The 19,673-nt window shown below is 55.7% G+C and carries 9 protein-coding genes, 2 tRNA genes, 3 rRNA genes and 3 pseudogenes; 12 read left to right on the plus strand and 5 right to left on the minus strand.

The window, feature by feature from the left end; all coding sequences use genetic code 11:
* The first annotated feature begins 233 nt into the window (after positions 1-233).
* The 11 genes from ACI5GA_RS19785 (at position 234) to rrf (ending at position 11,897) form a co-directional block, all read left to right on the plus strand.
* Positions 234-1,958, plus strand: coding sequence for an acetolactate synthase 3 large subunit (locus tag ACI5GA_RS19785; RefSeq protein ID WP_404640391.1), 1,725 nt, complete (start codon positions 234-236; stop codon positions 1,956-1,958).
* A gap of 1 nt (position 1,959) precedes the next feature.
* Positions 1,960-2,451, plus strand: a complete 492-nt coding sequence (gene ilvN / locus ACI5GA_RS19790; protein ID WP_404640389.1) for an acetolactate synthase small subunit — start codon at positions 1,960-1,962, stop codon at positions 2,449-2,451.
* Positions 2,452-2,501: 50 nt separating this feature from the next.
* Positions 2,502-3,518, plus strand: coding sequence for a ketol-acid reductoisomerase (gene ilvC, locus ACI5GA_RS19795; RefSeq protein WP_404640387.1), 1,017 nt, complete (start codon positions 2,502-2,504; stop codon positions 3,516-3,518).
* A 153-nt stretch (positions 3,519-3,671) separates the two neighbouring features.
* On the plus strand, positions 3,672-4,517 hold the full coding sequence (pssA, locus tag ACI5GA_RS19800) for a CDP-diacylglycerol--serine O-phosphatidyltransferase (RefSeq protein ID WP_404640385.1): 846 nt from the start codon (positions 3,672-3,674) through the stop codon (positions 4,515-4,517).
* 73 nt (positions 4,518-4,590) lie between these two features.
* Positions 4,591-5,604, plus strand: a complete 1,014-nt coding sequence (msrP, locus tag ACI5GA_RS19805; RefSeq protein ID WP_421423903.1) for a protein-methionine-sulfoxide reductase catalytic subunit MsrP — start codon at positions 4,591-4,593, stop codon at positions 5,602-5,604.
* Positions 5,604-6,230 carry a protein-methionine-sulfoxide reductase heme-binding subunit MsrQ gene (gene msrQ / locus ACI5GA_RS19810; RefSeq protein WP_421423904.1) on the plus strand — a complete coding sequence of 209 codons (627 nt, stop codon included), beginning with the start codon at positions 5,604-5,606 and terminating at the stop codon, positions 6,228-6,230. The genes msrP and msrQ overlap by 1 nt, the downstream gene beginning before the upstream one ends.
* A gap of 506 nt (positions 6,231-6,736) precedes the next feature.
* Positions 6,737-8,273: ribosomal RNA gene (locus tag ACI5GA_RS19815) — 16S ribosomal RNA — on the plus strand.
* Between the two features lie 79 nt (positions 8,274-8,352).
* Positions 8,353-8,429, plus strand: a tRNA-Ile gene (locus tag ACI5GA_RS19820).
* Between the two features lie 7 nt (positions 8,430-8,436).
* Positions 8,437-8,512: transfer RNA gene (locus ACI5GA_RS19825), tRNA-Ala, on the plus strand.
* A gap of 242 nt (positions 8,513-8,754) precedes the next feature.
* Positions 8,755-11,643: ribosomal RNA gene (locus tag ACI5GA_RS19830) — 23S ribosomal RNA — on the plus strand.
* Between the two features lie 138 nt (positions 11,644-11,781).
* Positions 11,782-11,897: ribosomal RNA gene (rrf, locus tag ACI5GA_RS19835) — 5S ribosomal RNA — on the plus strand.
* The 16S, 23S and 5S rRNA genes sit together here with 2 tRNA genes alongside, the layout of an rRNA operon.
* A 162-nt stretch (positions 11,898-12,059) precedes the next feature.
* Here the strand turns inward: rrf and ACI5GA_RS19840 are convergent.
* Positions 12,060-12,714: pseudogene (locus tag ACI5GA_RS19840) on the minus strand (IS3 family transposase); the annotation flags it as partial.
* A gap of 55 nt (positions 12,715-12,769) precedes the next feature.
* On the opposite strand from ACI5GA_RS19840, the pseudogene ACI5GA_RS19845 reads away from it, so the two are divergent.
* Positions 12,770-14,028, plus strand: a pseudogene (locus ACI5GA_RS19845) (IS256 family transposase).
* Positions 14,029-14,088: 60 nt separating this feature from the next.
* On the opposite strand, the pseudogene ACI5GA_RS19850 reads toward ACI5GA_RS19845, so the two are convergent.
* The 4 genes and pseudogenes from ACI5GA_RS19850 to mksB all read right to left on the minus strand — a co-directional run.
* Positions 14,089-14,696: pseudogene (locus ACI5GA_RS19850) on the minus strand (helix-turn-helix domain-containing protein); the annotation flags it as partial.
* Between the two features lie 110 nt (positions 14,697-14,806).
* Positions 14,807-17,641, minus strand: coding sequence for an Mks condensin complex protein MksF (mksF, locus tag ACI5GA_RS19855; protein ID WP_421423905.1), 2,835 nt, complete (start codon positions 17,639-17,641; stop codon positions 14,807-14,809).
* On the minus strand, positions 17,638-18,354 hold the full coding sequence (mksE, locus tag ACI5GA_RS19860) for an Mks condensin complex protein MksE (protein WP_404639799.1): 717 nt from the start codon (positions 18,352-18,354) through the stop codon (positions 17,638-17,640). The genes mksF and mksE overlap by 4 nt, the downstream gene beginning before the upstream one ends.
* Positions 18,344-19,621, minus strand: a complete 1,278-nt coding sequence (gene mksB, locus ACI5GA_RS19865) for an Mks condensin complex protein MksB (protein ID WP_404639797.1) — start codon at positions 19,619-19,621, stop codon at positions 18,344-18,346. The genes mksE and mksB overlap by 11 nt, the downstream gene beginning before the upstream one ends.
* Positions 19,622-19,673 lie beyond the last annotated feature (52 nt).

Consider the following 19,673-nt stretch of genomic DNA (forward strand, 5'->3'; position numbering starts at 1 on the left):
ACCGTCTCAGCAGATCATGAGGCGCACACCCGCGTCGACCTGTTACACCCGCAACGCGTTACCTCGCGCTGGGTGGGAAGACCTCGAAACACTTAAGGGGCGATCCCAATACTTGCTCAGTCAGTGCTGACGTAGTCGGCGACCACCGTCGCTCATGCTCTGCTGGCAGTAAACCTATTAAGACCCGTCTCCTCTTTTGTGGACGGTATTCTGGCGTTTTAGAGGTGAACAACGTGGAGCTTTTATCTGGCGCTGAAATGGTCGTCCGCTTTTTGCGTGACGAAGGCGTTGAGCATATCTATGGGTACCCCGGCGGTGCCCTTCTGCATATTTACGATGCGCTGTTCAAAGAACCGGCCGTGAGCCACATCCTCGTTCGTCACGAACAGGCTGCCACTCACATGGCGGACGGTTATGCGCGCGCTACCGGTAAAGCAGGTGTGGTACTGGTGACCTCAGGTCCCGGTGCAACCAACGCCATCACCGGTATCGCGACGGCCTACATGGACTCGATTCCGATGGTCGTACTGTCGGGACAGGTTCCAAGCACGATGGTCGGCACCGACGCCTTCCAGGAAACCGACATGATCGGTATCTCCCGCCCAATCGTGAAGCACAGCTTCATGATCAAGCACCCGTCGGAAATCCCGGAAGTGCTGAAGAAGGCGTTCTATCTGGCGCAGTCCGGCCGCCCTGGTCCTGTCGTTGTCGATATTCCGAAAGACATGACCAACCCGGCTGAGAAGTTCGAATACGTGTTCCCGAAAAAAGCCAAGCTGCGCTCCTACAGCCCGGCTGTTCGTGGTCACTCGGGTCAGATCCGCAAAGCGGTGGAAATGCTGCTCGCTGCCAAGCGTCCAGTTATCTACTCCGGTGGTGGCGTGGTCATGGGCAACGGTTCCGCACCACTGACCGAACTGGCCCAACTGCTGAACGCTCCGGTCACCAACACTCTGATGGGGCTGGGCGCCTACCCGGGCACCGATCGTCAGTTCGTGGGCATGCTGGGTATGCACGGCAGCTACACCGCCAACCTGACCATGCACCATGCAGACGTGATTCTGGCCGTCGGCGCGCGTTTTGATGACCGCGTCATCAACGGTGCGGCGCGCTTCTGCCCTGGTGCGAAGATCATCCATATCGACATCGACCCAGCGTCGATCTCCAAGACCATCAAGGCAGACGTGCCAATCGTGGGTCCTGTGGAGAGCGTGCTGACCGAAATGGTGGCGACCCTCAAGGAAATCGGCGAGACCCCTAACAAGGAGTCCGTTGCGACCTGGTGGAAGCAGATCGACGAATGGCGTGCGGGCGGCGACCTGTTCCCGTACAACCGAGGCGATGGCAGCCTGATCAAGCCGCAAACCGTGATCGAAACCCTGTGCGAAGTCACCAAGGGCGATGCTTATGTGTCCTCCGACGTGGGTCAGCACCAGATGTTCGCGGCGCAGTACTACCGTTTCAACAAGCCTAATCGCTGGATCAACTCCGGTGGTCTGGGCACCATGGGCTTCGGTCTGCCGGCCGCCATGGGTGTTGCACTGAGCTTCCCGGATGCCCACGTCGCCTGTGTGACGGGTGAGGGCAGCATCCAGATGAACATTCAGGAACTGTCGACCTGCCTGCAGTACAACCTGCCGGTCAAGATCATCCTGCTCAACAACGGTGTGCTTGGCATGGTTCGTCAGTGGCAGGACATGAGCTACAGCGGCCGTCACTCGCACTCCTACATGGAGTCGTTGCCTGATTTCGTGAAGCTGGTCGAAGCCTATGGTCACGTCGGGATGAAGATCACCGATCTGAAAGACCTGAAGCCGAAGATGGAAGAAGCGTTCGCGATGAAAGACCGTCTGGTGTTCCTCGACATCCAGGTCGACGTTGCCGAGCACGTCTATCCGATGCAGATCAGAGACGGCTCGATGCGTGACATGTGGCTGAGCAAGACGGAGCGTACCTAACATGCGGCACATCATTTCGCTTTTGCTGGAAAACGAACCGGGTGCTCTGTCGCGCGTCGTCGGCCTGTTTTCGCAGCGTAACTACAACATCGAAAGCCTGACGGTGGCGCCGACCGAAGACTCGACCCTGTCGCGTCTGACGCTGACCACCGTGGGCCATGATGAAGTGATCGAGCAGATCACCAAGAACCTCAACAAGCTGGTTGAAGTGGTCAAGCTGGTCGATCTGTCGGAGAGTGCTCACATCGAGCGCGAACTGATGCTGATCAAGGTCAAGGCCACTGGCGCACAGCGCGCGGAGATCAAGCGCACCACGGACATTTTCCGTGGCCAGATCGTTGATGTTTCCAGCAGTGTCTACACCGTGCAGCTGACAGGGACGAGCGACAAACTGGATAGCTTTATTCAGGCCATTGGCACCACCGCCATCCTGGAAACCGTACGCAGCGGCGTCACGGGCATTGCCCGTGGCGACAAAGTGCTGAGCATCTAACCCACACATTTAGCGAATGGCCTGAACGGCCAAGATAACAGGGGAATTTCATGAAAGTTTATTACGACAAAGACTGCGACCTTTCGATCATCCAGGGCAAAAAAGTAGCCATCATTGGTTACGGCTCCCAAGGCCACGCTCAAGCGTGCAACCTGAAAGACTCCGGCGTCGATGTCACCATCGGTCTGCGCAAAGGTTCGGCAACCGTCGCCAAAGCTGAGGCCCATGGCCTGAAAGTGACTGACGTTGCGACCGCTGTGGCTGCTGCCGATCTGGTCATGATCCTGACCCCTGACGAATTCCAGGGCCGTCTGTACAAAGACGAAATCGAGCCGAACATCAAGAAAGGCGCCACCCTCGCCTTCTCCCACGGCTTCGCGATTCACTACAACCAGGTCGTGCCACGTGCTGACCTGGACGTGATCATGATCGCGCCAAAAGCGCCAGGTCACACCGTACGTACCGAATTCGTCAAAGGCGGCGGTATCCCTGACCTGATCGCTATCTACCAAGACGCTTCGGGCAACGCCAAGAACGTCGCTCTGTCCTACGCTTCGGGCGTTGGCGGTGGCCGCACCGGCATCATCGAAACCACGTTCAAAGACGAAACTGAAACCGACCTGTTCGGCGAGCAAGCCGTACTGTGCGGCGGTACCGTCGAGCTGGTCAAAGCCGGTTTCGAAACCCTGGTCGAAGCGGGCTACGCGCCAGAAATGGCTTACTTCGAGTGCCTGCACGAACTGAAGCTGATCGTTGACCTCATGTACGAAGGCGGTATCGCCAACATGAACTATTCGATCTCCAACAACGCCGAATACGGCGAGTACGTGACCGGCCCTGAAGTCATCAACGCCGAATCCCGTCAGGCCATGCGCAACGCTCTGAAGCGCATCCAGGACGGCGAATACGCGAAGATGTTCATCGCTGAAGGCGCGAGCAACTACCCATCGATGACCGCCAAGCGCCGCAACAACAAGGCCCACGGCATCGAAATCATCGGCGAGCAACTGCGCTCGATGATGCCTTGGATCGCGAAGAACAAAATCGTCGACCAGACCAAAAACTAAGATTCTCTGAATCTGGTTTCGGTGTAAGAAAGAACGCGACCTTAAGGTCGCGTTTTTTCGTTATGGGGACTCATCTGGTATAAAGCAGCATCGTTTGCTGCCGCGTGTTGCTGCGAGCATTTGTCGAAAATTCATAGCTGCAAGGTATTGTCCATGAGCGAACGTCCTGAGCCGAACAAGGCCTCTGACGCCGAAAGCCTGCTACCGATCGATGAACATATAGAAGAAGGGCATGACGCCGAGGGCCGCAAGGTCCGTCATCGCGGTATCTATCTACTGCCGAACCTGTTCACCACGGCTAACCTGTTTGCCGGGTTCTACGCCATCATCAGCGCGATGAGTGCACAAAGTGCGCTGAGTGCGGGGGATGCCGCGGGAGCGAGCAAGTACTTCGCCTTTTCTGCCATCGCCATCTTCGTCGCGATGGTGCTGGATGGGCTGGATGGGCGTGTTGCGCGGATGACCAACACTCAAAGTGCATTTGGTGCCGAGTATGATTCCCTGTCTGACATGGTCGCTTTTGGCGTGGCGCCTGCGTTGCTGGCCTTCGGCTGGGCGTTGGGCGACATGGGCAAAGTGGGCTGGATGGTTGCCTTTATCTATGTTGCCGGGGCCGCGCTACGTCTGGCGCGCTTCAATACCCAAGTCGGTAAAGCTGACAAGCGTTACTTTATTGGCCTGGCGAGTCCTGCGGCTGCCGGGGTTGTAGCGGGCACAGTCTGGGCGTTCAGCGATTACGGCATCCAGGGTTCCAAGTTGTCGTTCCTCGTCGCGTTGCTGGTTGCGGCGGCTGGCATGTTGATGGTCAGCAATATCAAGTACAACAGTTTCAAGGAACTGGACCTCAAAGGGCGCGTGCCTTTCGTTGCGATTCTGGCGGTCGTCCTGGTATTTGCTGTGGTGTTCAGCGATCCGCCGCGCATCCTGCTGTTGATTTTCCTAGGCTATGCGGCCTCGGGACCGATTCAGTATCTGCTGCGCCTGCGTCGTCATAAATAGCGTTATAGATTCATTTCACACCGAACTGCGCAGCCTATAAGGTGGAGTCATTCACCTTGGCTGCGGAGTCGCCATGCTTATCAAAGTCCCTTGCGCATCCGATTGCAAAGAGTCGGATGTCACGCCTGAATCCATCTACCTTTCACGCCGTGCTGTCTTGGGCGCCTCACTGGCAGGGATTGCTGTTGGTGCACTGCCGTCATGGGCGCAAGCTGCCGATGTGTCGCAATACGCCGGGGTCGAGGCCGGGAACGCGCCGAACTGGTTCAAGGAAAAATTGCCCACGACCCGGTGGCAGGCTGTGACCGTTCAGAACGAAGCCATTACGCCCTTCAAAGACGCGACTCACTACAACAACTTCTATGAATTCGGCACTGACAAGGGGGATCCTGCTCAGAACGCCGGGTCGTTGAAAACCGAACCGTGGACTGTTGTGGTCGATGGAGAAGTGGGTAAGCCGGGGCGCTATGCGCTGGAAGACTTCATGAAGCCCTATCAACTGGAGGAGCGCATCTATCGTCTGCGTTGTGTGGAGGCGTGGTCGATGGTGATTCCATGGATGGGCTTCCCTCTCGCTGAATTGCTCAAGCAGGTCGAACCCAAGGCAAATGCCAAATACATTCGTTTTGAAACGCTGCAGGATCCGAAGGTCATGCCGGGTCAGAGATCTGGCTTTGCACTTATCGATTGGCCCTATATCGAGGGGCTGAGACTGGATGAGGCGATGAATCCATTGGCGATTCTCGCGGTGGGAATGTATGGCCGTGAGTTGCCGAATCAGAACGGCGCACCTCTGCGCTTGGTCGTGCCGTGGAAATACGGTTTTAAAAGCGTGAAATCCATCGTCCGTGTCAGTCTCGTCAGCGAGCAACCCAGAACTACCTGGCAGAGCATTGCGGCGAACGAATATGGCTTCTATGCCAATGTGAACCCGGCGGTCGATCATCCGCGCTGGACGCAGGCGCATGAACGCAGGCTACCCAGTGGCCTGTTCAGTCCCAATATCCGGCAAACGGAAATGTTCAATGGCTATGGAGAGCAGGTCGCCTCTCTCTATGCGGGTATGGATCTGCGGAAGAATTATTGATGCGTTATTTGTTATGGCGATTGGCGGTTTTCATTGCTGTATGCGTTCCCCCGGTAGTCTGGCTGCATAAAGCGTGGATTCTTGATCTGGGGCCTGACCCTGGAAAAGCGCTGGTAGACCTGTTCGGTCTGGGGACGCTGGTGTTGCTGTTGATCACGCTGGCGATGACGCCGCTGCAGCGGGTCACTGGTTGGGCGGGGTGGGTGATCGTCCGGCGCCAGTTGGGGCTGTGGTGCTTTACCTATGCAGTGCTGCACATGCTGGGGTATGGCTTCTTCATTCTAGGGTTTGACTGGGCTCAGTTAGGTGTCGAACTGGTCAAGCGCCCCTACATTATTGTGGGTAGCCTTGCGTTTGTTGGCTTGCTAGTGCTGGCGGTTACTTCCAATCGGTATAGCCAGCGTCGTTTGGGGGCGAAGTGGAAGAAGCTGCATCGGCTGGTTTATCCCATACTCGGGCTTGGATTGCTGCATATGCTATGGATCGTCAGGGCTGACCTCAAAGAGTGGGCCATTTATGCAGGGATCGGGAGCGTGTTGTTGGTCCTGAGAATTCCCGTAATTGCTGGGCATATCCCGCGGCTCTCGGGTAAAACAAGCAGCCGCTGTAACAAAAGTTTAAATTAGTGCTTGACGCCCCTGCAGATGTCTCTATAATTCGCCCCACTTCCGGCGCAGTCGGAACCTAAAACTCCTTGTAGATCAACGAGTTAACGGTTTCTAGATAGGGTTGGAAGTGCTTCGGTTTTCCGGCTTGGCTCGAATCGAAAGCGGTGAAAAAAGGGTGTTGACAGCAGCGAGTAACGCTGTAGAATTCGCCTCCCGCTAACGTGAGATGCCAAATCGAACGAAGCGCAAGTGGTTGAAGTTGAAAAAGAAATTTTGAAAACTTCTGAAAATAACCGCTTGACAAGATGAGACGCTGCTGTAGAATGCGCGCCTCGGTTGAGACGAAAGATTCTTGACCAACCGCTCTTTAACAACTGAATCAAGCAATTCGTGTGGGTGCTTGCGCTGTAAGACTGAAGTCAACAGATTATCAGCATCGCAAATTACTCCACGAGAAATCATGGTTTAACCAACGATTGCTGAGCCAAGTTTATAGGGTTTTCTCAAAACCCGATTGCAGTATTGAACTGAAGAGTTTGATCATGGCTCAGATTGAACGCTGGCGGCAGGCCTAACACATGCAAGTCGAGCGGATGAAGGGAGCTTGCTCTCTGATTCAGCGGCGGACGGGTGAGTAATGCCTAGGGATCTGCCTGGTAGTGGGGGACAACGTCTCGAAAGGGACGCTAATACCGCATACGTCCTACGGGAGAAAGTGGGGGCTCTTCGGACCTCACGCTATCAGATGAGCCTAGGTCGGATTAGCTAGTTGGTGAGGTAATGGCTCACCAAGGCGACGATCCGTAACTGGTCTGAGAGGATGATCAGTCACACTGGAACTGAGACACGGTCCAGACTCCTACGGGAGGCAGCAGTGGGGAATATTGGACAATGGGCGAAAGCCTGATCCAGCCATGCCGCGTGTGTGAAGAAGGTCTTCGGATTGTAAAGCACTTTAAGTTGGGAGGAAGGGCAGTAAGTTAATACCTTGCTGTTTTGACGTTACCGACAGAATAAGCACCGGCTAACTCTGTGCCAGCAGCCGCGGTAATACAGAGGGTGCAAGCGTTAATCGGAATTACTGGGCGTAAAGCGCGCGTAGGTGGTTTGTTAAGTTGGATGTGAAAGCCCCGGGCTCAACCTGGGAACTGCATCCAAAACTGGCAAGCTAGAGTAGGGCAGAGGGTGGTGGAATTTCCTGTGTAGCGGTGAAATGCGTAGATATAGGAAGGAACACCAGTGGCGAAGGCGACCACCTGGGCTCATACTGACACTGAGGTGCGAAAGCGTGGGGAGCAAACAGGATTAGATACCCTGGTAGTCCACGCCGTAAACGATGTCAACTAGCCGTTGGAATCCTTGAGATTTTAGTGGCGCAGCTAACGCATTAAGTTGACCGCCTGGGGAGTACGGCCGCAAGGTTAAAACTCAAATGAATTGACGGGGGCCCGCACAAGCGGTGGAGCATGTGGTTTAATTCGAAGCAACGCGAAGAACCTTACCAGGCCTTGACATCCAGTGAACTTACCAGAGATGGTTTGGTGCCTTCGGGAACACTGAGACAGGTGCTGCATGGCTGTCGTCAGCTCGTGTCGTGAGATGTTGGGTTAAGTCCCGTAACGAGCGCAACCCTTGTCCTTAGTTACCAGCACGTTATGGTGGGCACTCTAAGGAGACTGCCGGTGACAAACCGGAGGAAGGTGGGGATGACGTCAAGTCATCATGGCCCTTACGGCCTGGGCTACACACGTGCTACAATGGTCGGTACAAAGGGTTGCCAAGCCGCGAGGTGGAGCTAATCCCATAAAACCGATCGTAGTCCGGATCGCAGTCTGCAACTCGACTGCGTGAAGTCGGAATCGCTAGTAATCGCGAATCAGAATGTCGCGGTGAATACGTTCCCGGGCCTTGTACACACCGCCCGTCACACCATGGGAGTGGGTTGCACCAGAAGTAGCTAGTCTAACCTTCGGGAGGACGGTTACCACGGTGTGATTCATGACTGGGGTGAAGTCGTAACAAGGTAGCCGTAGGGGAACCTGCGGCTGGATCACCTCCTTAATCGAAGACTCGGCTGCTTCGCAAGTTCCCACACGAATTGCTTGATTCATTGAAGAAGACGATAAGCAGAGCCTTTAATAGGTCTGTAGCTCAGTTGGTTAGAGCGCACCCCTGATAAGGGTGAGGTCGGCAGTTCAAATCTGCCCAGACCTACCAGTTCCCTGGGGCCATAGCTCAGCTGGGAGAGCGCCTGCCTTGCACGCAGGAGGTCAGCGGTTCGATCCCGCTTGGCTCCACCATTTACTGGTTTGCCGCTGCTTGTGTTGCTTAAAGCTTAGAAATGAGCATTCCATCAGGCTGATGATGAATGTTGATTTCTGGTCTTTGATCAGATCGTTCTTTAAAAATTCGGGTATGTGATAGAAAGATAGACTGAAGGCCACTTTCACTGGTGGAACTTCAGGCTAAGGTAAAGTTTGTGAATAGCAAACTTTCGGCGAATGTCGTCTTCACAGTATAACCAGATTGCTTGGGGTTATATGGTCAAGTGAAGAAGCGCATACGGTGGATGCCTTGGCAGTCAGAGGCGATGAAAGACGTGGTAGCCTGCGAAAAGCTTCGGGGAGTCGGCAAACAGACTGTGATCCGGAGATGTCTGAATGGGGGAACCCAGCGGTCACAAGACCGTTATCTTGCACTGAATACATAGGTGCAAGAGGCGAACCAGGGGAACTGAAACATCTAAGTACCCTGAGGAAAAGAAATCAACCGAGATTCCCTTAGTAGTGGCGAGCGAACGGGGACCAGCCCTTAAGTTGATTTGAGGTTAGCGGAACGCTCTGGAAAGTGCGGCCATAGTGGGTGATAGCCCTGTACGCGAAAACCTCTTGTCAATGAAATCGAGTAGGACGGGGCACGAGAAACCTTGTCTGAACATGGGGGGACCATCCTCCAAGGCTAAATACTACTGACTGACCGATAGTGAACCAGTACCGTGAGGGAAAGGCGAAAAGAACCGCGGAGAGCGGAGTGAAATAGATCCTGAAACCGTATGCGTACAAGCAGTGGGAGCCTACTTTGTTAGGTGACTGCGTACCTTTTGTATAATGGGTCAGCGACTTATTTTCAGTGGCGAGCTTAACCGAATAGGGGAGGCGTAGCGAAAGCGAGTCTTAATAGGGCGTCTAGTCGCTGGGAATAGACCCGAAACCGGGCGATCTATCCATGGGCAGGTTGAAGGTTAGGTAACACTGACTGGAGGACCGAACCGACTACCGTTGAAAAGTTAGCGGATGACCTGTGGATCGGAGTGAAAGGCTAATCAAGCTCGGAGATAGCTGGTTCTCCTCGAAAGCTATTTAGGTAGCGCCTCATGTATCACTGTAGGGGGTAGAGCACTGTTTCGGCTAGGGGTCATCCCGACTTACCAAACCGATGCAAACTCCGAATACCTACAAGTGCCGAGCATGGGAGACACACGGCGGGTGCTAACGTCCGTCGTGAAAAGGAAACAACCCAGACCGTCAGCTAAGGTCCCAAAGTCATGGTTAAGTGGGAAACGATGTGGGAAGGCTTAGACAGCTAGGAGGTTGGCTTAGAAGCAGCCACCCTTTAAAGAAAGCGTAATAGCTCACTAGTCGAGTCGGCCTGCGCGGAAGATGTAACGGGGCTCAAACCATGCACCGAAGCTACGGGTATCACTTAGGTGATGCGGTAGAGGAGCGTTCTGTAAGCCTGTGAAGGTGAGTTGAGAAGCTTGCTGGAGGTATCAGAAGTGCGAATGCTGACATGAGTAACGACAATGGGTGTGAAAAACACCCACGCCGAAAGACCAAGGTTTCCTGCGCAACGTTAATCGACGCAGGGTTAGTCGGTCCCTAAGGCGAGGCTGAAAAGCGTAGTCGATGGAAAACAGGTTAATATTCCTGTACTTCCGGTTATTGCGATGGAGGGACGGAGAAGGCTAGGCCAGCCTGGCGTTGGTTGTCCAGGTTTAAGGTGGTAGGCTGAAATCTTAGGTAAATCCGGGGTTTCAAGGCCGAGAGCTGATGACGAGTGTTCTTTCGAACACGAAGTGGTTGATGCCATGCTTCCAAGAAAAGCTTCTAAGCTTCAGATAATCGGGAACCGTACCCCAAACCGACACAGGTGGTTAGGTAGAGAATACCAAGGCGCTTGAGAGAACTCGGGTGAAGGAACTAGGCAAAATGGCACCGTAACTTCGGGAGAAGGTGCGCCGGTGAGGGTGAAGGACTTGCTCCGTAAGCCCATGCCGGTCGAAGATACCAGGCCGCTGCGACTGTTTATTAAAAACACAGCACTCTGCAAACACGAAAGTGGACGTATAGGGTGTGACGCCTGCCCGGTGCCGGAAGGTTAATTGATGGGGTTAGCGAAAGCGAAGCTCTTGATCGAAGCCCCGGTAAACGGCGGCCGTAACTATAACGGTCCTAAGGTAGCGAAATTCCTTGTCGGGTAAGTTCCGACCTGCACGAATGGCGTAACGATGGCGGCGCTGTCTCCACCCGAGACTCAGTGAAATTGAAATCGCTGTGAAGATGCAGTGTATCCGCGGCTAGACGGAAAGACCCCGTGAACCTTTACTATAGCTTTGCACTGGACTTTGAATTTGCTTGTGTAGGATAGGTGGGAGGCTTTGAAGCGTGAACGCCAGTTTGCGTGGAGCCATCCTTGAAATACCACCCTGGCAACTTTGAGGTTCTAACTCAGGTCCGTCATCCGGATCGAGGACAGTGTATGGTGGGTAGTTTGACTGGGGCGGTCTCCTCCTAAAGAGTAACGGAGGAGTACGAAGGTGCGCTCAGACCGGTCGGAAATCGGTCGCAGAGTATAAAGGCAAAAGCGCGCTTGACTGCGAGACAGACACGTCGAGCAGGTACGAAAGTAGGTCTTAGTGATCCGGTGGTTCTGTATGGAAGGGCCATCGCTCAACGGATAAAAGGTACTCCGGGGATAACAGGCTGATACCGCCCAAGAGTTCATATCGACGGCGGTGTTTGGCACCTCGATGTCGGCTCATCACATCCTGGGGCTGAAGCCGGTCCCAAGGGTATGGCTGTTCGCCATTTAAAGTGGTACGCGAGCTGGGTTTAGAACGTCGTGAGACAGTTCGGTCCCTATCTGCCGTGGACGTTTGAGATTTGAGAGGGGCTGCTCCTAGTACGAGAGGACCGGAGTGGACGAACCTCTGGTGTTCCGGTTGTCACGCCAGTGGCATTGCCGGGTAGCTATGTTCGGAAAAGATAACCGCTGAAAGCATCTAAGCGGGAAACTTGCCTCAAGATGAGATCTCACTGGAACCTTGAGTTCCCTGAAGGGCCGTCGAAGACTACGACGTTGATAGGTGGGGTGTGTAAGCGCTGTGAGGCGTTGAGCTAACCCATACTAATTGCCCGTGAGGCTTGACCATATAACACCCAAGCAATTTGAGCCAAGGGCCGGATTGCGGTGACTGTGGAGACGACACGAACCGAGAGTTTGCGTCACGAACGGATATCACATACCTGATTTGCTGAGGCGTCGAAAGGCGAGTCGGCACACCGAATTTCTTGACGACCATAGAGTGTTGGAACCACCTGATCCCATCCCGAACTCAGAAGTGAAACGATACATCGCCGATGGTAGTGTGGGGTTTCCCCATGTGAGAGTAGGTCATCGTCAAGATTCAATTGCAGAACCCCGTTTGCGAAAGCAGACGGGGTTTTGTCTTTTCCGGGGGGTGAGAATTATCTGCCCAAGCCATAGCCCTGGCTCAACGGGCCTCCCATTTGACGTGCGACAGCGGCGCCCAAACGTTAGGCCCGAATGCCTATCTGTTTTCACTGTCTAGTCCTGAAATAGGTTTACGCCTGTTTCGCCCTCAAAGCGCTCGATGCACCGCATCGGGCGTTTTGTATTTCAAGGCCTGATGTGGCCGCTTGCGGTTATAAATATCCACCGATTCGTCGACCATACGCTTGGCTTCGGCCAGGTCTCTCGGGCGATGTAGCAGAAACTCTGTCTTCAATATGCCGTTCACCCGCTCTGCCAGCGCGTTCTGGTAGCAGTCATAACCATCCGTCATCGAACACCTCACCCCGTGCCTGGCGTGCAGCTTCTGATACAGATCCGAGCAGTATTGCGAGCCACGATCTGAGTGATGCACAAGCACCTGATCTGTTTTTCTATCCCTCAATGCCTTGCGCATTGCCTGGGCAACCGAGTCGGCATGCAAGGTTTCATGCACGTGATGACCAACTATTTTTCGAGAGTAAGCATCGGTCACCAGGCTCACATACGCGACGCTTTGCTGGGTGGGCAAGTAGGTGATGTCTGCCACCCAGACCTGCTCGGGACCGGTGGCTGTCACTTGCTCGGGGCCAGGTTTTAATCTGTTGGGATGACGCCGGAAGCGATGATGGCTGTCAGTGGTCTTGTGGTAGGCGCGCTTGCGCGCAATCAGTTGACGGTTGTCTCTGAGGATGTCGAATAGCCGATCCCGACGAGACTGTCAGAAATTTTGTGTTCGGGCCTAACATGTAGCTAGAGGTGCATGTATGCCGACCAAAAAGAAAGCTGCCAGTGCAACATCGAGAGAGCTGCCCTCGATTCCCCAAGAGATCATCGACCAGTTCGTTAAGGGGCCGATGAGCGCCGAAGCCATTCAGGATGCCTCGATGGCGTTCAAAAAAGCGCTGATCGAGCGCGCCTTAGGTGCCGAACTGGGGCAGCACCTTGGCTATCCTCAGGGCGCGGAGCGCCCCGAGGATTCGACCAACCAGCGCAACGGCAAAAGCGGCAAAACGGTGCTCACCGACGATGGGCCGCTTCGCCTGGACATTCCCAGAGACCGAGACGGCAGCTTCGCTCCCATCCTGATTCCCAAACACGAACGCCGTTTTACCGGCTTTGACGACAAGATTATCGCCATGTACGCCCGCGGCATGACGGTGCGTGAGATACGCGCTTTTCTGGCGGAGCAGTACGGAACAGATGTATCGCACGATTTCATCAGCTCGGTGACGGATGCTGTGCTGGATGAGGTTGGAGCATGGCAGCAGCGCCTTTGGAACCGATGTATCCGGTCATCTTCTTCGATGCATTGCGAGTGAAGATCCGTGATGAGGGCTTGGTGCGCAACAAGGCGATATATCTGGCGCTGGGCGTATTGCCGGATGGCACGCGTGACATCTTGGGTATCTGGATCGAGAGCACAGAGGGCGCGAAGTTCTGGATGAAGGTGTTCAACGATCTAAAAACGCGAGGCGTTGAAGATGTTCTGATCGCCGTCACTGACGGGCTCAAAGGCATACCGGAGGCCTTGGGAGCGGTTTTTCCTGCCACCACGCTGCAAACCTGCATCGTGCATCTGATCCGAAACAGTCTTGATTACGCGGCTTGGGATAAACGCCGTCCGCTGGCCAAAGCGCTCAAGCCTATTTACCAGGCGATCAACGCTGATGCTGCGGAACAAGAGCTGAACGCCTTTGAAGCAGGGCCTTGGGGCAAACAGTATCCGACAGTAGTCGCTGCGTGGCGTCGTGCCTGGGATCGGGTGATCCCGTTCTTTGTCTTCCCGCCAGCCATCCGTAAAGTGGTCTACACGACCAACGCCATCGAAAGCATCAACGCTCAGTTGCGAAAGATCATCAAGACTCGTGGGCACTTCCCGACAGATGATGCCGCGACAAAATTGATTTGGCTGGCGTTACGCAATATCACTGCGGATTGGAGCCGTGCGGCACACGACTGGAAAGTGGCGCTTAACCAGTTTGCGATTCTCTATGGAGACCGTTTTACCAGACCAAGCTGGTGAAACAACGGCCTGCCTAACGGCAGGCCAGACCAGCCCGAACACAAAAAAACTGATACTCCCATCCCGACCCACCGTCCGCGCCAGCTCAGGCTCGCCTTGCATCAGACCATGTAGTTTGCGCGTGCCCAGCCGCGGCATCTGAAGTCGGGTTTCCAGTACAAACCCCAGTACTTTCTGGGCGTGGCTGGCTTGCATGTCGCAGACCCGGTTTCGCTTGTAGTAAGCCTGCCGGGATATACCCAGAAATTGGCAAGCCCTGACGATGCTCAGACCTTGGATTTGCCCTTGGGAGAGGACTTGCCGGATCGCTTTTTTACGACTGAAACACCGTAATCATTCTTCAGCACGTCAACCACGGCTTCGAAGAACTGGGCTTTCTGATTGGCAAGGGCGAGCTTTTCTTCAAGCTCCTTGATTCGCTGCTCTGGGGTCAGCGGCAGCTTCGGATCGTCCATCGGTCGGCTCCTCTGGGCACGAATGTAGGCGCTTTGGCTCCAGTCTTGGCGCCCATGCTTGCGTAACCACACCAGCACAGTCGAACGCCCCTGAATCCCGTAACGCCGTTGAGCCTCTTTATAACTCAACTCGCCTTTTTCGACCTGATCGACGACCGCCAATTTAAAGCTCAGCGTGTAATCCCGCTGACTGCGCCTTTTTCCCGAATCCATTGGTTCCTCCTGAGGAAAGGTCAGAAGGTGTAAACCTTATTCAGGACGGGACACACTGCATAAAAAAGCCCCGCATCGCTGCGGGGCTTTTTGTTATCGCTCAAACCAGCTTATTCAGCCGCTTCTTCCACTACTTCAACAGCCTTCACGCTACTCACTTCATCGCGACGACGAATGTACTTCCAGTCAGCTTCATCAATATAGATACCGGCAGGACCACTGCCGCCTTCCAGGTCGATGGCCACATGGGCGGAGACCTGAGGCTTAACGCTCGCCAGGATCGGCACGAAGCCTAGTTGTAGACTGGTTTCCAGCAGCGCCGACTGGTTACGCTCGTCGATGTCCGCCGCTTCATCAAGGTAGTACGGCAGGCGTACACGGCCTGCTAGATCGCGGTCCATCAAGTGCAGCAACAAGTACATGTTGGTCAATGCCTTGATGGTCATGGTGGTGCCGTTGGACGCCGCGCCATCGATGTCGGTGTGGATAACCGGCTGGCTGTTGACCTTGGTTATTTCGAACGCCAATTCGAACAGGTCTTTAAGACCCAGTTGGTTGTGGTTCGCGGCTACTAGGCGCGCCAGGTACTCTTTGGCTTCTTCGTTCTTGTTGTCTTGTTCTGCGCTTTGGCTCAGATCGAACACCGATAGCGTCTCGCCTTCTTCGTACTGACCGGCGCTGTGGATAATCTGATCGATATGCTTGAGCGCTTCCTTGTTGGGAGCCAGCACGATACGGAAACTTTCCAGATTGGAAACCTGACGACGGTTGATTTCGCGATTGAACAACGCCAGTTGGTGTTCAAGGCTGTCGTAGTCGCTGCGGATGTTACGCAATGTCCGCGCGATGTCCGTCACTGCTGCGCGACGGGCTTTACCGAGGGTCAGCGCTTCGTCAGTGCGATGCGCATAGGCGTTGATCAGCAGTTGCAGACGGCGTTCCATGTCGTCTTCGCTGTCGAATTTGGCCACGCCCTTCAGGCGCACCTGCGCGTACAGCGCTTCGATCTGGCCGTCACAACGCTGCAAGCCTTGCCAACTGTCCTGATAGTCATTGAGCAGCGGCAGCAGATTGTCCAACGTGTCATCTACTGGCTCCATGAATGGCGTGCCGAATGGCAGGTCCGCAGGCAGCAACTGACGACGGCGCAGTGCGTCATCCAGCGTGCGTTGCTTGGACTCCAGATCGCCGATCTGACGCCCGACCAATTGCAATTTGGCCGACAGTTGCTGGACGCGCTCGGTAAACGCATCGCTGGAGCGCTTGAGTTCGTCCTGCGCGGCTTCCATCTGCGCCAGTTGTTCCAGCTTCTCGCCTTCTTCAGCGCTCAAAGTCTGGGTGCGGCGGAAGTCTTCCAGCGCCTTTTGCGCATCCAGCACTTGTTGATAAAGCGCTTCGGTCTGGGTCTTGCTCGCCGCCCGGTCAGCTGCGACGGCTTGTTGGGTTTTCAGTTGCTTGAGTTCTTTTTCCAGACGCTCTTTCTGATCACGTAATGCCGCGCGGTCAGCAAGGGCTTGCAACGCAGGCGGCTCAATGTGTGACAAGTTGATCGACAACCCCGGCACTTCGAAGCGCTCACCCTTGAACCCATCGAGAATCGCTTCAAGGGATTTGACCCACGCGTCGCTGTCGTCCAGCGCAATGCCTTGCTCGCCTAATGGCAGGCTGAACAACGCGCTATTGAACAGGCGCATCAGGCGCTCGACGTCCGGTTGCGAAAACTCTTCGCGCAGACGGGCATAGCTGTTGTTGTCGGCGTGATCGAGTTGTTGTTTTACCGATTTCAGGCGCTTTTCCAGATCGCGCAGGCGCTCGTCCAGGTCTTCGGCGCTGAATTGACGAGACTGGGCCAGCGCGCCTGCCAATTCATCGTGAGCGTCTTTGGCGGCCAGCAGTTGTTGTTCCAGCACGCGTACGTCGTCAACCAGCGCAAAGCGGTTTTTCAGCACGGCCAGTTCGCCGATCCAACGCTGAATGTTGCTGATCTCACGCTCCAGACGCATGAGTTCTTGAGTGCTGCCGCGTTGGTCCTTTTGCAGAGCGTCCTGCTCGCCACGGTAGTGCTCGGCCTGAATGACCAGCTCTTCCTTGCGCGCGTTGGAGTAGTCCTGCCAAGTGCCGAGCAAAGAGTCGAGCAGTGGCGACAGACGATGCAGCTTGCCACGCAGGATGTCGCGTTGTTTCACGCCGTTGGCCAAGGCCTCGACCAGTGGGCCAGCGAGCACCAGCGCGTTGTAGTCCTGTTCCATGCGACGTACATCACGGAAGGCTTCTTCGCACGCCGCGATGTAATCGACGCTGCCCGAACGCAGGCTGTGCTCGAAGGCATCAAGGAACAGTTGCTTGAGCTTGGCCGCAGTGATTTCGCGCATGTGCAGCAGGTTGATGAACAGTGCGCGGAAGGTCTTCAGGCTTTGCTCGCTGGTGGAGCGCAGCGGGATCAGTGTCAGGTCCAGCGGAATCGAGGTGTGACCGCCGACCAGCAAACGGCGCAACTCATCAGGCTTGAGTTCGTAGGCTTTCAGGCCTTGGCTTTCCAGATTGCTGAACAGCTCTTTCTGGCGCAGACAGGTGTCGTTCTTCTGGTAGTGAGCCAGATCCAGTTTGCCCGCATAGGCAAAGAATTGGTGACCGAAGCCACCACCCGGGCCGCGACCGACCACGCCAATGACGTGAGGACCGTGGGGCAAGGCGACTTCGACGAGGATGTAACTGGTGTCCGAGGCAAAGTAGAAGCGACGCGATTGATCGAGGCTGTACTTGCCGAAGGACATATCTGACATGCGCGCCAGAATCGGGAATTGCAGCGCGTTGATCGACGCACTCTTGCCCAAGTTGTTCGCGCCGTAGACCGACAACGGGTGTTCCAGCGGAAACAACCCTAAGCTGTAACCGGCCGTGTTGAGCAGGGCGAAGCGGCGGATGCCGTAGCGTTCCTGAGTCATGCATCAAGCTCCTGTTCTTCGGCGATCGCGCGGGCCAGGGCCTGCTCTTCGGTTTCTTCTGCTTCGTCGGCTTCTTCAAATTCGGTCAGATCGAGCGGGTCGTCGGTTTGCAGCAGTTTTTCGTCGCTGTCGTCGTCGATCAGCACCGGCGTCGGCAACGGCAGATCGCTGTGCAGGCTTGCAGCCAGGTCGCGGTCCTGCTGAACCGACAGGCAGACATCGAGGAAACGGTGCATTGGCGGCAGGAAGCGGTAGATGCCCACTTCCTCCGAAGCAAAGCCGAGTTGTGTCATGCGGCGCATGATCTTCTCTTCCAGCTCTTCCTGAGTCTGCACTTCGGCCTGCAGGAACAGGTCGCGGTATTTCTCCAGCAGCGATGGCAGTTCATCACGGCCCAGGCTGCCACCGTCGAGCACGGCGACCGGGTCGCGGCCCTGATCCGCCAGGTGCTCGACGAGAATGAAAGTGAACAGCGCCAGACGCTGCGCAGTCTTGTTGACCTGCGCGGCGGCCAGTTCCGGCACGAAATAGTAGAAGCCGCGAGTGTCGCAGATCAGCTCGAAGCCCAGCGCCTTGAACAGCGTGCGGTACTGGTCCTGCGCGTTGGACAACTGAGCGTACAGCTCAGGGTCGCGGCGGCTGATGTGGTAACCCTTGAACAGCTCGCGAAAGATCGGCGCGAGCTGTGACATTTCGGATAAATCAAGATGCATGGGCGGTGCCCTCGGAATTCTCTGGGGTGGCGTCTTTGCTCGAGAGCAGGGCGAAGGAGCGCAGGCTGACGCGGTGCTCCTGGGTCAGGTATTCGCGGCGTTCGAGACGCTCGCGTTTGAAGCGTTTTTCACGGGACAGCCGCGAGAACCAGTACAGCAATTCGTCGGTTGCGCCGGTCGGCTCCTGCTCCAGCAGCCAGACCATCAAGTCCGGCATCGGCAGGGCCTCCTCGCAACGCTCGACCATCTCCTTGACCGTGCGCGGCGCCCGAGGCGGCTCGCCCTTGCGGGTGACGCTGGCTTTGGGGAAACGTGCAGGTTTGGGTTCGAAGCGCGCCAGCGCATACACGTAGGCCTCGACCTGGTTCGCGCTACCGAGAAAGGTACTTTGCGGACGCGTGAACATCGGCATGGCCGCTTGTGGCACGGCGTCGATGCCTTTTCGACGGATGGCCGACAGGGCAAGCGCGGCGCCACGGGTCACCGCGTTATGGCGACGAGCCTCTTCGCGCAATGGCAGCAAGAGTTCGCGGGCATGACGCAGGGTCAGTTGTGCGCTGGTCTGCATTTCAAGGATTCGCGCGTGGGTGCGCAGCAGCATGTCGTCGTCGACCAGATGCCCGAGGCGTTGCTGGTCGGTGAGCATGCGCAGCAGCACGTTTTCGACCTTGCGCACGCCTTGCTCGAAGGCACCGTCGGCGTTTACCAGTTGGATCATTGGCTCGACGTATTCGTCCCAAGTGGCGAGCACTTCCGCGTAGCGCTGACGCAACGGAATCTGCCGGTCGCTTGTTTTGGCGCGTTCAGCTACTGAAACCAAGGCCTGTTCGTCGTTGGCGAGCTTTTTCAGGACGTCGCGCACGCGCATGTCGAGCAGGCGCAACTGGCGAGCGAGGTCGTTGGCATCGCGGGCTTCGAAGGCTTCCTGGATGTAACCGGCCAGCCGCTCCAGGTGACGCAGATAGGCTTCGATCTCCAGGCACAGGCCCAGACGGTGCTCACGGCGCAGATACGACAGGAAGTCGTGAATCTGCGCATTCAATTCGAAACGGTTCGGGCTTTTGGCCACGGGAACCAGAATGTCGAGGCGAATCCACACGTCCAGCAGGTTTGTGATGTCCTGCGGTGTGCTTTCCAGTTGCTGGGCGGCCAGTTGCAGACGCAGTTCGCTCAGGCTCAGGGTGCCTTGGTCGAAGTGCTCGCACAGTGGCTCAAGAAGCGCCCAGTGTTCGGCAAGGGCGCGCAGAACGCGCTTAGGTTCGATCATCGGATGGCCGCTGGTTGGCAAATAAAAGCGGCAATTGTACTGCATCGCAGCG

The organism is Pseudomonas sp. Pseu.R1 (assembly GCF_045764065.1).
Classification (GTDB): Bacteria; Pseudomonadota; Gammaproteobacteria; order Pseudomonadales; family Pseudomonadaceae; genus Aquipseudomonas.